Annotated in this window: 15 protein-coding genes; 7 read left to right on the top strand and 8 right to left on the bottom strand. The window is 69.5% G+C overall.

Going from position 1 to position 12,730, the window contains the following annotated elements:
- The first annotated feature begins 17 nt into the window (after positions 1-17).
- Positions 18-1,304, top strand: coding sequence for an adenylosuccinate synthase (locus ABZX10_RS19415; protein ID WP_355543667.1), 1,287 nt, complete (start codon positions 18-20; stop codon positions 1,302-1,304).
- Positions 1,305-1,306: 2 nt separating this feature from the next.
- Here ABZX10_RS19415 and ABZX10_RS19410 read toward each other — a convergent pair whose 3' ends face one another.
- From ABZX10_RS19410 to ABZX10_RS19400, 3 genes are all read right to left on the bottom strand, one after another.
- A complete protein-coding gene (locus ABZX10_RS19410) occupies positions 1,307-1,711 on the bottom strand; it encodes a hypothetical protein (protein ID WP_355543664.1) in 405 nt (134 codons plus the stop codon).
- Between the two features lie 161 nt (positions 1,712-1,872).
- Positions 1,873-2,823 (bottom strand): PfkB family carbohydrate kinase, encoded by a 951-nt coding sequence (locus ABZX10_RS19405; protein ID WP_355543661.1) that lies wholly within the window; start codon positions 2,821-2,823, stop codon positions 1,873-1,875.
- A gap of 1 nt (position 2,824) precedes the next feature.
- Positions 2,825-4,237: a sugar porter family MFS transporter gene (locus ABZX10_RS19400; RefSeq protein ID WP_355543658.1), complete on the bottom strand. Its 1,413-nt coding sequence runs from the start codon at positions 4,235-4,237 to the stop codon at positions 2,825-2,827.
- 142 nt (positions 4,238-4,379) lie between these two features.
- Between ABZX10_RS19400 and purT the strand changes: the two genes are divergently transcribed.
- Positions 4,380-6,140, top strand: coding sequence for a formate-dependent phosphoribosylglycinamide formyltransferase (gene purT / locus ABZX10_RS19395; protein WP_355543655.1), 1,761 nt, complete (start codon positions 4,380-4,382; stop codon positions 6,138-6,140).
- A gap of 20 nt (positions 6,141-6,160) precedes the next feature.
- On the opposite strand, the gene ABZX10_RS19390 is transcribed toward purT, so the two are convergent.
- Both ABZX10_RS19390 and ABZX10_RS19385 read right to left on the bottom strand, forming a co-directional pair.
- Positions 6,161-6,883, bottom strand: a complete 723-nt coding sequence (locus ABZX10_RS19390) for a siderophore-interacting protein (RefSeq protein WP_355543652.1) — start codon at positions 6,881-6,883, stop codon at positions 6,161-6,163.
- A 9-nt stretch (positions 6,884-6,892) separates the two neighbouring features.
- A complete protein-coding gene (locus ABZX10_RS19385; protein WP_355543649.1) occupies positions 6,893-7,591 on the bottom strand; it encodes an SDR family oxidoreductase in 699 nt (232 codons plus the stop codon).
- A 93-nt stretch (positions 7,592-7,684) separates the two neighbouring features.
- Here ABZX10_RS19385 and ABZX10_RS19380 point away from each other — a divergent pair, with 93 nt between their 5' ends.
- Entirely contained in the window at positions 7,685-7,996 is a 312-nt protein-coding gene (locus ABZX10_RS19380; RefSeq protein ID WP_355543646.1) for a helix-turn-helix domain-containing protein, read from the top strand.
- Positions 7,997-8,071: 75 nt separating this feature from the next.
- Positions 8,072-8,452, top strand: coding sequence for a hypothetical protein (locus tag ABZX10_RS19375; protein WP_355543643.1), 381 nt, complete (start codon positions 8,072-8,074; stop codon positions 8,450-8,452).
- Here the strand turns inward: ABZX10_RS19375 and ABZX10_RS19370 are convergent.
- Both ABZX10_RS19370 and ABZX10_RS19365 read right to left on the bottom strand, forming a co-directional pair.
- Positions 8,431-8,583, bottom strand: coding sequence for a hypothetical protein (locus tag ABZX10_RS19370; protein ID WP_355543640.1), 153 nt, complete (start codon positions 8,581-8,583; stop codon positions 8,431-8,433). The two genes, ABZX10_RS19375 and ABZX10_RS19370, sit on opposite strands and share 22 nt — an antisense overlap.
- A 109-nt stretch (positions 8,584-8,692) precedes the next feature.
- Positions 8,693-10,081 carry an FAD-dependent oxidoreductase gene (locus ABZX10_RS19365; protein ID WP_355543637.1) on the bottom strand — a complete coding sequence of 463 codons (1,389 nt, stop codon included), beginning with the start codon at positions 10,079-10,081 and terminating at the stop codon, positions 8,693-8,695.
- 144 nt (positions 10,082-10,225) lie between these two features.
- On the opposite strand from ABZX10_RS19365, the gene ABZX10_RS19360 reads away from it, so the two are divergent.
- Genes ABZX10_RS19360 through ABZX10_RS19350 form a run of 3 tightly spaced genes read left to right on the top strand, consistent with a single transcriptional unit; the run spans position 10,226 to position 12,309 of the window.
- Complete coding sequence (locus tag ABZX10_RS19360; protein ID WP_355543634.1) at positions 10,226-10,687, top strand: hypothetical protein; 462 nt, start codon at positions 10,226-10,228, stop codon at positions 10,685-10,687.
- Positions 10,684-11,097, top strand: coding sequence for a rhodanese-like domain-containing protein (locus ABZX10_RS19355; protein ID WP_355543631.1), 414 nt, complete (start codon positions 10,684-10,686; stop codon positions 11,095-11,097). Before ABZX10_RS19360 ends, ABZX10_RS19355 begins: the two co-directional genes overlap by 4 nt.
- A 9-nt stretch (positions 11,098-11,106) precedes the next feature.
- On the top strand, positions 11,107-12,309 hold the full coding sequence (locus ABZX10_RS19350; RefSeq protein WP_355543628.1) for an O-succinylhomoserine sulfhydrylase: 1,203 nt from the start codon (positions 11,107-11,109) through the stop codon (positions 12,307-12,309).
- A 38-nt stretch (positions 12,310-12,347) separates the two neighbouring features.
- On the opposite strand, the gene ABZX10_RS19345 is transcribed toward ABZX10_RS19350, so the two are convergent.
- Entirely contained in the window at positions 12,348-12,623 is a 276-nt protein-coding gene (locus ABZX10_RS19345) for a hypothetical protein (protein WP_355543625.1), read from the bottom strand.
- Positions 12,624-12,730: the final 107 nt, after the last annotated feature.

Below are 12,730 nucleotides of genomic sequence, written 5' to 3'. Positions count from 1 at the left end.
CCGGAAGGAGATCGTCCATGCCTGCGATCGTGCTGATCGGCGCCCAGTGGGGCGATGAGGGTAAGGGGAAGGCCACCGATCTGCTGGGGGAGAAGCTCCAGTGGGTGGTCCGCTACCAGGGCGGCAACAACGCCGGCCACACCGTCGTCCTCCCGAACGGCGACAAGTTCGCACTGCACCTCATCCCGTCGGGCATTCTGACGCCCGGTGTGAAGAACGTCATCGGCAACGGCGTCGTGGTGGACCCGTCGGTCCTGCTCGCCGAGCTCGACGGTCTCGAGGCCCGCGACGTCGACACCTCGAACCTGCTGCTCTCGGCCGACGCGCACCTGCTGATGCCCTACCACGTGGCGATCGACAAGGTCACCGAGCGCTTCCTCGGCAACAAGAAGATCGGCACCACCGGCCGCGGTATCGGCCCGTGTTACCAGGACAAGATCGCCCGCGTCGGCGTCCGCGCGCAGGACGTGCTGGACGAGTCGATCCTCACGCAGAAGGTCGAGGCGGCCCTGGAGTTCAAGAACCAGGTGCTGACCAAGATCTACAACCGGCGCGCGCTCGACCCGCGCCAGGTGGTCGACGAGACCCTCGAGCTCGCGGAGAGCTTCAAGCACCGCATCGCCGACACGCGCCTCGAGCTCAATCTCGCGCTGGAGCGGGGCGAGACCATCCTCCTGGAGGGCTCGCAGGGCACGCTCCTCGACGTCGACCACGGCACCTACCCGTACGTGACCTCGTCGAACCCGACCTCGGGCGGCGCGTCGGTGGGCTCGGGCATCGGCCCCACCCGCATCACGACGGTGCTGGGCATCCTCAAGGCCTACACCACCCGCGTCGGCTCGGGCCCGTTCCCGACGGAGCTCTTCGACGAATGGGGCGAGTACCTCGCCAAGCACGGCGGCGAGGTCGGCGTCACCACCGGCCGCGCCCGTCGCTGCGGCTGGTTCGACGCTGTGATCGCTCGCTACGCGACCCGCGTGAACGGCATCACCGACTACTTCCTCACCAAGCTGGACGTGCTCAGCTCCATCGAGAACGTGCCGATCTGCGTGGCCTACGAGATCGACGGTGTGCGGTACGACGAGATGCCGCCCAACCAGACCGACTTCCACCACGCCACGCCGATCTACGAGACGATGCCGGGCTGGTGGGAGGACATCTCCGAGTGCCGCACGTTCGAGGATCTGCCGCAGAACGCGCAGAACTACGTGCTGCGGCTCGAGGAGCTCTCCGGTGCGCGCATCTCCTGCATCGGTGTCGGCCCGGGCCGCGACGAGACGATCGTCCGGCACGCCATCGTCTGACCTCAGGCCCCCGGCGCGGGTGTCGGGGTCGACGGTGCCGCGCTCGGCGTCGTCGGCACCTCGCTCGGCGAGGTGCGTGGATGCACGGTCACCGTCCGGCGTTCGGGCGATCCGTGCCGATGCGGCTGCGCGCCGCCGGGGCGATTCTGGTGCATCGAGTGGCCGCCGTGGTGGTCGGTGGCTTCGCTGACCCAGTAGCCGGCGGTGAAGCTCACGCCCGCGATGCCGACGAGCCCCAGCACCACGCCCCCGATGAGCAGCCCGCGCGACGGCCCGGAGCCGCTCGGAGCGAGGGGCGGCGTGGGCTCCGGGTTCGACGGTGCCGCCGCGGAGACTTCCGGGATCGGGGCGGTGGCCTGGGCCGGTTCGCCGCTCTCGGGCTGGGACGGGGTGGTGTGCTCGGTCATCGGGTGCTCGTTCCGGTTCGGTGCGGTCCTGCGGACCGCGCGTGGATCCGATCATGAGCGGCTCCGCTGGGGATCGGGTGTCAATCGCCTGCGAGGTCGGTTCGTTCCGCTCCGGACTGATGGGCGGCCTGTGCCCCGCGCCCACACGCGCGTGGACCTGCTCAGCGCAGCGAGGGATCCGTCGCCCGCACGGCCTGCACTTCGCCCATCGACGGTGCATACGCGCCGGCGCGGCTCACGGTGAGCGCGGAGGTGATCACGGCGCGGTGCAATGCGGGCTGGACATCGCTCCACTGGGCCGCCCGGAGCCGTCGGGCGGCGTACCGCGAGCCGAGGTACCCGGCGTCCAGGAGGCCGGAGACCAGCCCTGCCATGAAGGAGTCGCCGGCCCCGACGGTATCGTCCACCTCGACGGTCAGCTGGTCCACGTGCAGCATGTCGCGGTTCCCGGCGAGGAGGGCGTACGCGCCCCACGGCCCGCGGGTCACCACGACCATGGCGGGCCCCGCCGCGATCCAACGGCGCATGACGTCCTCGACCGGCTCGTCGGGGTGCAGCCAGGCGATGTCCTCGTCGCTGGCCTTGACCACGTCGGACAAGCCGATCATCTCCGTCACCCGCGGCAGCACCTGCGCGGGCGTGCCCATCAGTGCGGGCCGGATGTTGGGGTCGTAGGAGACGGTGGCGTGGTCGCGGATGCGCGAGACCACGTCGAACACGCCGTCGGCGCCGGGTGCCAGTGTCGCGGCGAAGCTGCCGGTGTGCAGGTGGCCGTAGCGCTCGAGGTCGGCGATGGGCGGCACTTCCCAGGTGAGGTCGAATTCGTAGGTCGCGCGGCCCTCGGCGTCGACGTGCGCGTAGGCGAGGGCCGTGTTCGGGGCGCCGTCGGACCCGGGAACGATGTCGACGCCCGCCCGGGCCGCCGTCTCGGCGATGCGGTAGCCGCGAACGTCGCGCCCCCACCACGAGAGGATCGAGGTCGGGTCGCTCAGTGAGGCGAGCCCGCACGCCACGTTGAACAGGCTGCCGCCCACGTGCTCGGTGGGGTCGGCACCGTCGCGCAGCACCACGTCGACGAGTGCCTCGCCCAGGCACAGCGTGCGGTCGGTCATCTCAATGTCCCTTCGGCGCAAGCGGATCGGTGGAGCCCACGGAATCCACCTCGAGCCCCAGCCGTTCGGCCATCTCCTCGAGCGGAATGCCCTTGGTCTCGGGCATAACCTTTATCGCCCACAGCAACTGCAGCACCATGAACCCGAAGAAGATGGAGAAGGCGACGCCGCCGCCGAACGCCCCGATGATCGGCGGGAAGGCGAAACTCGTGATGGCGGCCCACACCCAGTGCGTGAGGCTGCCGAGCGCCTGCCCGCGACCGCGGATGCTGTTGGGGAAGATCTCCGACAGGAACACCCAGATCACGGCACCCTGGCCGAAGGCGTGCGAGGCGATGAAGACCATCAACCCCAGCAGGACCAGGATCGACGACGTGCTGTCGAACGAGCGGTCGCCGCTCTCGTAGTAGAACATCACGGCGGCCATGAAACCGAGGGAGACCAGGTACCCCACCGACCCGATGAGCATCAGCCGGCGGCGGCCGAGCCGGTCGATCACCGTGAGCGCGGCCATCGTCGCGATCAGGTTCATCACGCCGACCGCGACCGACATCAGGTACGCCGCATTGGTGCTCGCGCCGGCGTCCTGCATCACGCGCGGCGCGTAGTAGAGGATCGCGTTGATGCCGGACATCTGGTTGAAGAAGGCGATCGCGACGGCCAGCAGGATCACCTTGCGATGACCGCGGGTGTAGAACCGCGTCTTCGCCTGTCCTTGTTCGGCGGCGAGCGATTCCTCGATCTCCGCCATCTGCGCGTCGGCTTCGGCCGTCGTCGAGCACAGTCGCTCGGAGGTGGCCCGCGCCGCGGCGAGATCCCCGTGCCCGGCGAGCCACCGGGGCGTCTCCGGCACCGTCGGGAGCATGACCAGGAACAACACTGCCGGCACGAGCATCACGCCGAGCATCCAGCGCCAGGAGTTCGCATCGTCGCCCAGGATCGTGCGGATGACGGCGTTCGACGCGTACGCCACCAGGATGCCCAGCACGATGTTGAACTGCACCAGCCCGACGAGCCTGCCGCGGAACTTCGGGGGCGCGATCTCAGCCGTGTAGATCGGGGCGCACACGCTCGACGCGCCGATGCCGAGCCCGCCGAGGAACCGGAACGCCTGGAGCACCTCGACCGACGACGTGGGCGCGAGTGCGCACCCGACGGCGCTGACGACGTACAGCACGCCGATCGCGTACAGCACCTTCTTGCGCCCGAAGACGTCCGCGAGCCTGCCGGTGACGAGTGCGCCGACGATGGTGCCGATGAGCGCGGTGGTCACGGTGAAGCCGAGAGCCGGGTCGGACAGGTGGAACTGCTCCTGGATCTGCTTCTCGGCGCCGGAGATCACCGCCGTGTCGAAGCCGAAGATGAGCCCACCGGTAGCGGCGACGACAGCGCTCCTGATCACGAGGGCTTTCATGCGTCCGAACACTGGCACGGTTGCTCGCGGCTCGGGTGAGAACGAATGAAACGCTCACCACCACAGAACGATCGGAAACAAACACGAATCGACGGGTCGGCGGCCGCACCGAAAGGCGTGCGGGTTTGCCAGAATGGACCTCATGACGAACCTCAGCGAGACCGGTGGCAACCCGCGGATCGGCACGGCGCTCACCCCCGGCGCCACCAAGGCACTGCTGCTGGGGTCGGGGGAGTTGGGCAAGGAGGTGGTGATCGCCTTCCAGCGCCTCGGCGTGGAGACGATCGCCGTCGACCGCTACGCCGACGCGCCGGCGATGCAGGTCGCGCACCGCAGCCACGTCATCGACATGACCGACGCCGCGGCGGTCCGCCGGGTCATCGAGGAGGAGAAGCCGGACTTCGTCGTTCCGGAGATCGAGGCCCTCGCCACCGACGCCCTGGTCGCGGTCGACGAGGACGGGCTCGCCGAGGTGATCCCGACCGCGCGGGCCGTGTCTCTGACGATGAACCGGGAGGGGATCCGCAAGCTCGCCGCGGAGGAACTGGGCCTGCCGTGCTCGCCGTACGCCTTCGCCTCGTCGCTCGACGAGGTGCGCGCCGGCACCCGGGAGGTCGGCTTCCCGTGCGTGATCAAGCCCGTGATGTCCAGCTCGGGCAAGGGACAGTCCGTGGTCCGGTCGGCGGAAGAGCTGGAGGCCGCGTGGGAGTACGCGGTCGAGGGGGCCCGGGTGCGCAACGAACGGGTCATCGTCGAGGGCTTCGTCGACTTCGACTACGAGATCACGCTGCTCACGGTGCGCGTGTACGACGCCGAGCGGGGCAAGGTGGTCACCCGGTTCTGCGAGCCGATCGGGCACCGGCAGTCCGACGGTGACTACGTCGAGTCGTGGCAGCCGCAGGCGATGAGCCAGTCCGCGTACGACGCGGCCACCTCGGTCGCGGGCCGGATCGCCACTGCGCTCGGCGACGGTGGTACCGGTGGCCGCGGCGTGTTCGGCGTGGAGTTGTTCGTCAAGGGCGACGACGTGTACTTCTCGGAGGTCTCGCCGCGCCCGCACGACACCGGTCTCGTGACGCTCGGTTCGCAGCGGCTCTCGGAGTTCGAGTTGCACGCCCGCGCGATCCTCGGTCTGCCCGTGGACACTTCACTGATGTCGCCTGCGGCGTCCGCGGTCATCTACGGCACGAAGGACAGCAGCTCCGTCGCTTTCGACAGCGTCGCCCGCGCCCTCGACGTGCCGGAGAGCGACCTGCGCCTGTTCGGCAAGCCGCGGGGCTACGCCAAGCGCCGGCTCGGCGTCGCGGTGGCTACCGCGGACACCGTCGAGGTCGCCCGGGCGAACGCCGCGGAGGCTGCGGGGCGCGTCGTCGTCGTGGACAGCACCGACCCGCTGGAGCAGGGCGCGCCGGAGACCACCGCCGTGCCGGTGCAGCGACCGCAACAGGCCGAGGACCTCTCGACCCGCGCGATGCCGGTGCAGCGTCCGGTTCCTCAGGGCCCGCCGTCACAGGGGCCGGGCCAGCCGCCGCGCGTCGCGCCGCCGCAGCAGGGGTCCGGGCAACCGGGACCCGGGCAGCCGCCGTCGCTGAGCAAGCCCGCACCGCACCAGGTGCCGCCGGGACGCGAGCCCGTCCCGCCGGCCCCGCCCACCTCCGCCTCGCCGGTGATTCCGCCCGCCGCCGCTCGTCCGGCGCCGCCCGCGCCGCCGAAACAGGGCGCACCGGGTGGCCGCCCGGAGCCGACGGGACAGCGCCCCGCCGCGCCGCGACCGATCCAGCCGGCGTCCCGCCAGCCCTCGAATCAGCCGCCCGCGCAGCAGAACCCGCAGTCGCCGGAGGAGTACGACCACAACCCGCCCACCTCGCTGGGGCTGCCGCCGCAGCGCCCCGATCAGGGCTAGCGAGCACGATCGTTGCCCCGTCAGCGGCGGTCGAGCCAGTAGGCCTGCGACTTGATCCGATCCTTGGGCAGGCCGAGGTCCCGCTTCGCGGCTCGGGTGATCTCGCGCGTCGCCCTCGTCTCGGCGACGACGAACAGGAAGGCGTCGGACGGGATCCCGGCCGCGACGACCGCCGATACCAGTGCCGCGCCGTGGTTTTCGCGTGCGATCCACGTGACCTGGTCGGCCCGTACCGGAAGGTCGCGTTCACCGTCGTGCTGATACTCGAGGAAGACGCGGCACGGAACCGGTGCGGTGTCCAGGATGCTGTTGATCGCGGGGATCGACGCGGTGTCGCCCACCAGGACGTACTCCGACGGTGCCGGACCCTCGGGGATGGTCAGATCGGCGCCCATCATGGTGGCCGCGATGCGATCGCCGGGCGCGGCGTCGAGGGCCCAGCGCGGCGCGGGACCGTCGTGGATCGCGAACTCGATGGTGAACGCCGAGCTCTCCGGCTCGATGATCGTGTAGCCGCGCTGCGCGAGGTCGCCGTCATTCTCGTCAGTCGTCGCGGTGCCGCTCTTCGGGATCCAGAGCCGCACCCACATGGTCGGAAACCAGGGGTTGCGCTGTAGGAACGGGCCGCCGTCGAAGCGCACGCGGTGGTAGTGCTCGGTGACGGCCTCCGTCGACAGCACCGTGAACACGTAGTCATCCGCCCGCATGGCCTTGAGAATCAGGCCGGTCACTCCTCTACCCATGAAATGAGGCTACCCTAAGTAGTCTGCTCCGCCCACGTACGTCGTGTGGCCCGACCGTGCGTCGGACTCGACGGCGTCGGCGATCGCCGACGCGAATTCGTCGATCGTGGGGAGTGGTCCGTGCGCGCGCCGAGCCTCCACCGCGGCGGGATCGCGGCGCTCCAGGAGGCGAACCACGATGGTGCCGTCGATCATGTCGCCCGAGACGACGCGGAGGTTTATGCCACTCGTCGCCGCCAGCTCGCGCAGTGCCTGTTCACCTGCGAGCTTGCTCGCCGCGATAGGCTCGTAGCCCGCGGGTACGGCGTGCGTGCGGGAGAAGTGCGCCTGATGGCTCGTCACGAAGACCACGCGACCGCCGGGGGAGAGGCGCTCCGCGGCGGCTCGTGCGGCCGCGACCTGCGCGTCGCGGTTCAGGCGCATCGCATAGCCCTCGTCCGCGCCCAGTTCCAGGCCGCCGGAGGCGTTGAGGACCACCGCGTCGAGTCGCCCGAACTCGGCGATCGCGGCGTCGAACAGAACTGATGGGCCGTGCTCGGCGGTGACATCGGCGCCGACCGCGATCGCGCGCCCGCCCGCGGCGCGGACCCGCTCGCACACCTGCTCCGCGCGGCGAACCTTTTCGCGGTAGTTCACGACCACGTCGTGTCCGCGGGCGCCGAGCGCCACCGCCGTCTCCGCACCCGATCCGCGGGATGCGCCCGTCACGACCACACCAGCCACTGTCGACCTCCATGCTTCTGATTTCGAACTGCAGCCAGCATGGCGCTTCGAATTCAGAAGCGCAAGTAGGCTCGGGCTGTGTCAGTGCGCGATGTGGTGCCCCAGCGGCGCGAGGAATCGGAGCCCGACGAGGTGCTGGCGGCCATGGAGCTGCTGGGCCAGCGCTGGGTGCTGCGCATCGTCTGGGAGCTCGAGCCGGGATCGCTCGGCTTCCTCGAATTGCGTAGGCGCATGGGCAATTGCAGCTCGAGCGTGCTCGCGACCCGGCTCGCGCACTTGGTCGAGAAGGGGATCGCCCGCAAGCTCCCGGACAAGCAGTACGAACTCACGTCGCGCGGCGAAGCGCTCGGCCGGGCGCTGTGGCCGGTCTGGGATTGGGCTCGGGAGTAGCGCACACACCTGCGAGCTGGAGTCGTCTCGTTGACCCTCGCTCGTAGGGACACGGCGTCGCCTACGATGTTGCGCATGCAGAATCGGAGGATTCGGACGTCTCGTATCGCTGCCGCGGCCGCGGCAGCTGCCCTGGCTCTGCCGGTGTTCGTTGCTGTGGGCTCGGCGAGCGCTGATCCGTCGCAGCCGGAATGCCGGATGTTCGAGACCAAGCCCGGCTACGAGTGTCGATTCGGGAAGTGGGAGCGCGACGTCACGCCGCCCTATCCGGGGAAGTCCTGCTCGATCGGCGAGACCGCCCAGCCGCTCCAGCGACTCACCTGTTCCGGTGGGATCTGGATCGTCAAGCCCGCAGACCCTAACGGCGAGAAGTGCACCGCGGTCGGCGCTCAGCGCGTCGGGCCGACCGGGCTGCAGACCTGCACGCACGGGCCTTACGGATTCACCTGGGAGTGAAGCGTCGCCAGCCGGTTGCGAACGACGAGGACGCGCACCACGACGGTGACCGTCACCGCGACCCGCACCAGGACCGCGGCGGACGCAGTCGCGCGGATGGCCACCGACCCGGCCGACGGTCCGGTGCTCACCGCGCGACCGAATTAGAATCATCGTGAGCGAAAAGTGCCGCCGCCCCGAAAATCGGGACGGCGGCACAACGCTTTTCCGGGGGTGCTCGGGGCGGAGCCCCCGGGGGAACTAGTCCTGCGCGACCTTGCCCGGCTCCGACGCGGCGAGCATGTCGTCGCGCTCGACGACCTTCACACGCTCGCGGCCCTCGGCCTCACCGAGGCTGCGCTCGTGCTCGTCGAGGCGGTACCAGCCGTCCCACGTGGTGTACGGGGTCCGGTGGTCGTCGAGCCAGTTCGTGACGCCCTCGGTCGACGGGTCCGACGGGGCGTTCAGCTTGCCGGCGTGGAAGTCCTCGAGCAGGCAGGCGATGGTCTCGTTGGCGTCGCCCTTGGTGTGGCCGATGAGGCCGACGGGTCCGCGCTTGATCCACCCGGTGGTGTAGACGCCGGTGATGTGCTGACCTGCGTCGATGACGCGGCCGGCCTCGTTGGGGATGACGCCGGCCTGGTCGTCGAAGGGGATCTCGGGCAGGTCGTTCGAGAGGTAGCCGACGGCGCGGTAGACGGCGCCGATCTCCCAGTCGGTGAACTTCCCGGTGCCGCGCACGTTGCCGGTGCCGTCCAGCTCGGTGCGCTCGGTGCGCAGGCCCGTGACCTTGCCGTTCTCGCCCAGGATCTCGACCGGCGACTCGAAGAGGTGGATGAACAGCTTGTGCGGGCGGTCGTTGGGCTCGCGGATCGCGTAGTTCTCGAGGATCGTGGCCACCTGGTCGGTGATCTTCGACTCGCGACGGGCCTTGGCCGAGCCCTCGTCGTATTCGATGTCCTCGGGGTTCACGACGACCTCGATGGTCTGCGAGTGGTCGAGCTCCTTGAGCTCGAGCGGCGTGAACTTCACCTGCGCGGGGCCGCGACGTCCGAAGACGTGCACCTCCTTGGCCTTGTTGACCTTGAGGCCCTCGTAGACGTTCGGCGGGATCTCGGTCGGGAGCAGCTCGTCAGCGGTCTTGGCCAGCACGCGCGCCACGTCCAGGCCCACGTTGCCGACGCCCAGGACGGCCACCTTCTCCTCGGTCAGCGGCCACTCGCGGGAGAAGTCCGGATGCCCGTCGTACCAGGCCACGAACTCGGCGGCGCCGTAGCTGCCGTCCAGGTCGATGCCGGGGATCTCCAGGTTGCGGTCGGCGACGGCGCCGGTGGAGAAGATCACCGCGTCGTAGTGGCGGCGCACGTCCTCGAGGGTGAAGTCCTTGCCGAAGTCCAGGTTGCCGAGCAGCCTGACCTGGGGCTTGTCGAGCACCTTGTGCAGCGCGGTGATGATGCCCTTGATGCGGGGGTGATCCGGGGCGACGCCGTACCGGATCAGGCCGAACGGTGCGGGCATCTTCTCGAAGAGATCGATGCTCACGCCCGGGTCCTTCGCCTCGTCGGACTTCATGAGGGCGTCCGCCGCGTAGATGCCTGCGGGGCCCGCGCCCACGATCGCTACGCGCAACGGTCGGTTCTGTTCGGTCATGTGAAGTCGGCTACCTTTGTCTGCATACGCGGTTGAAGTCCCCACCAGGTTAGTGCGGACTTATCGACCGTTCCTAGTGCGGGTGGTTCATTTCACCCGGCCAGGCACTGGAACACGTTCTAGTAGCAGAGGGTAGAGACTTCAGTGAGCGCAGACAAGAGCCCCGCCGATCCGGCGCCCGACCGCGGCACTACAGCCACTCCGTTCCTGATCGCCCTCGTGGTCGCGGTTCTGGTGATCGGCGGCATCATCGGCTGGAACGTCCTGCGGCCCGACCCGCTCAGCGACGAGGCGAAGGTGCAGCGCACCATCGGCCAGTACTACGGCGCGCTGAACAAGGGCCGCTACTCGGACCTCGTCGCCAACACCTGCGCCAAGGACCGGGCCGCCGCCGATTTCCCGAAGGAGGCCGGGTTCGTCGACGCGCGGAAGGCCGCCGTCGAGAAGGACGGCGAGGCGAAGCTCGACGAGAAGGACGTCAAGGACCTCACCGTCACCGGCGACGCCGCGACCGCGCAGCTCATCGTCCGGTACGAGAAGGCCGGCGAGCGCACCGAGCAGGCGAAGTTCGTCCGCGAGGACGGCGCGTGGAAGAAGTGCTCATGACCTACGCCGGAGACCTGACGCCCCGCGAGGCCTGGGAGCTGCTGCAAACCGAACCGGCCGCGATCCTCGTCGACTGCCGTACCGAAGCGGAGTGGAACTACGTCGGCATCCCCGAGCTCTCGCAGGTCGGGCGCCATCCGGTGCTCGTCGAGTGGCAGCGCTATCCCGACGGTGCGCTCAACCCCCGGTTCGTCGACGAGCTGCGCGCCAAGGGCGTCACCGACGACGTGCCCGTCGTCTTCCTCTGCCGCTCCGGGCACCGCTCGATCGGCGCCGCGGAGACGGCCACCGCAGCGGGTGTCGCGCGCGCGTACAACGTGCTCGACGGGTTCGAAGGCGCGGTCGACGCGTTCGGGCATCGCGGCGGCGCGGGATGGCGCGCCGAAGGGCTGCCCTGGCGGCAGTTCTAGACTTCGGGCATGGAGTTCAGCGACCTGCCCGAGGGTCTTTCGCCCGAGACCTACGCCGTCCGAGGCGGCGTCCTGCGCACGAACTACGAGGAGACGTCCGAGGCGCTGTTCCTCAACTCGGGCTACACCTACGAGAGCGCCGAGGCCGCCGAGGCGGCGTTCAACGGCGACATCGACCGGTTCGTCTACTCGCGGTACGGCAACCCGACGGTGGCCATGTTCCAGGAGCGTCTCCGTCTTCTGGAGGGCGCGGAGGCGTGCTTCGCCACGGCCTCCGGCATGTCCGCGGTGTTCACCGCGCTCGGCGCGCTGCTCAAGGCCGGCGACAGGCTTGTCGCCGCACGGTCGCTGTTCGGCTCCTGCTACGTCGTCTGCAACGAGATCCTGCCGCGGTGGGGCGTCGAGACCGTCTTCGTCGACGGCGAGGACCTCGCCCAGTGGGGGGAGGCGCTCAGCGTCCCCACCCAGGCCGTCTTCTTCGAGACCCCGGCGAACCCCATGCAGGGCCTCGTCGACGTGCGTGCCGTCGCCGATCTCGCGCACGCCGCCGGCGCGCAGGTCGTGCTCGACGCGGGGTTCACGCCCGTCGGCTATCAGGACTCGTTCGGCATGGGTGCCGATGTCGTCGTCCACTCGTCGACCAAGACGATGGACGGCCAGGGGCGCGTCATGGGCGGCGCGATCCTCGGCCGGTTCGACTACATCGACGGCCCCGTGAAGCAGCTGATGCGGCACACCGGTCCCGCGATGGCGCCGTTCAACGCGTGGGTGCTGCTCAAGGCGCTGGAGACACTGGACCTGCGCGCCGAGCGAGTGAGTGCGAACGCGCAGAAGGTCGCTGAGTTCTTGAGCGCCGATCCGCGCGTGTCGAAGGTGCTCTTCCCCTTCCTGCCCTCGCATCCGCAGCATGAGCTGGCGAAGCGGCAGATGAAGGCCGGCGGCACCGTGATCACGCTGGAGCTGTCGGATTCCGCGTCCGCGGTCGGCAAGGAGCGAGCGTTCGAGTTCCTCAACCGGTTGCGGGTCATCGACATCTCCAACAACTTCGGCGACGCCAAGTCGCTGATCACCCACCCCGCCACCACGACGCATCGCGCGACGGGGCCGGAGGGTCGCGCGAAGATCGGGCTCACCGATTCGATGCTGCGCCTGTCCGTGGGGCTGGAGAACGTCGACGACCTCATCGAGGACCTGGATCGCGCTCTCGGGTGATCCGGCGGAAATGTGCGGTCGTTCGGTCGCACGATCGCTCAGCCGGATGACGGCACATCCAGCGCAGCTCGCCACCGCCGGACGGCATCCTCGGAGACCGGCGCGCCCCATCCATGGGGCCGCGCGGCGGAGCCGATGTGGAAGGCGTCGACTCCTGCTCCGATGAGCCGCGGCAGATGACCGAGGCGCAGCCCTCCGCCGGCCAGGATCCTTTGCGGCCCTGCGGCTTCCGCGATCAGCGTCGCGATCCCGTCGTCGACGCCCGCGGCGGCACCCGCGGTGAGGAACCCGTCGAGCCCCGGCAGCTCCGCCACGGTGGCCCTTAGCCTCGGCCTTTCACCGGCGAGTTGATCAAGGCTGCGTGTTGGCATGAAGAAAGGTGCTCTGAGCTGGAAGAATAGGGGTTACCACACACCTTATT

It is taken from the genome of Tsukamurella sp. NPDC003166, from assembly GCF_040611135.1.
Lineage (GTDB): Bacteria > Actinomycetota > Actinomycetes > Mycobacteriales > Mycobacteriaceae > Tsukamurella.
This window is presented reverse-complemented; position numbering and strand designations above follow the sequence as displayed.

What these genes read in the sequence shown, in the direction of transcription:
- ABZX10_RS19415 (WP_355543667.1), top strand. Translation starts at nt 18, where the DNA reads ATGCCTGCGATCGTGCTGATCGGCGCCCAGTGGGGCGATGAGGGTAAG.
- ABZX10_RS19410 (WP_355543664.1), bottom strand. Translation starts at nt 1,711, where the DNA reads ATGACCGAGCACACCACCCCGTCCCAGCCCGAGAGCGGCGAACCGGCC.
- ABZX10_RS19405 (WP_355543661.1), bottom strand. Translation starts at nt 2,823, where the DNA reads ATGACCGACCGCACGCTGTGCCTGGGCGAGGCACTCGTCGACGTGGTG.
- ABZX10_RS19400 (WP_355543658.1), bottom strand. Translation starts at nt 4,237, where the DNA reads ATGAAAGCCCTCGTGATCAGGAGCGCTGTCGTCGCCGCTACCGGTGGG.
- purT (WP_355543655.1), top strand. Translation starts at nt 4,380, where the DNA reads ATGACGAACCTCAGCGAGACCGGTGGCAACCCGCGGATCGGCACGGCG.
- ABZX10_RS19390 (WP_355543652.1), bottom strand. Translation starts at nt 6,883, where the DNA reads ATGGGTAGAGGAGTGACCGGCCTGATTCTCAAGGCCATGCGGGCGGAT.
- ABZX10_RS19375 (WP_355543643.1), top strand. Translation starts at nt 8,072, where the DNA reads ATGCAGAATCGGAGGATTCGGACGTCTCGTATCGCTGCCGCGGCCGCG.
- ABZX10_RS19365 (WP_355543637.1), bottom strand. Translation starts at nt 10,081, where the DNA reads ATGACCGAACAGAACCGACCGTTGCGCGTAGCGATCGTGGGCGCGGGC.
- ABZX10_RS19355 (WP_355543631.1), top strand. Translation starts at nt 10,684, where the DNA reads ATGACCTACGCCGGAGACCTGACGCCCCGCGAGGCCTGGGAGCTGCTG.
- ABZX10_RS19350 (WP_355543628.1), top strand. Translation starts at nt 11,107, where the DNA reads ATGGAGTTCAGCGACCTGCCCGAGGGTCTTTCGCCCGAGACCTACGCC.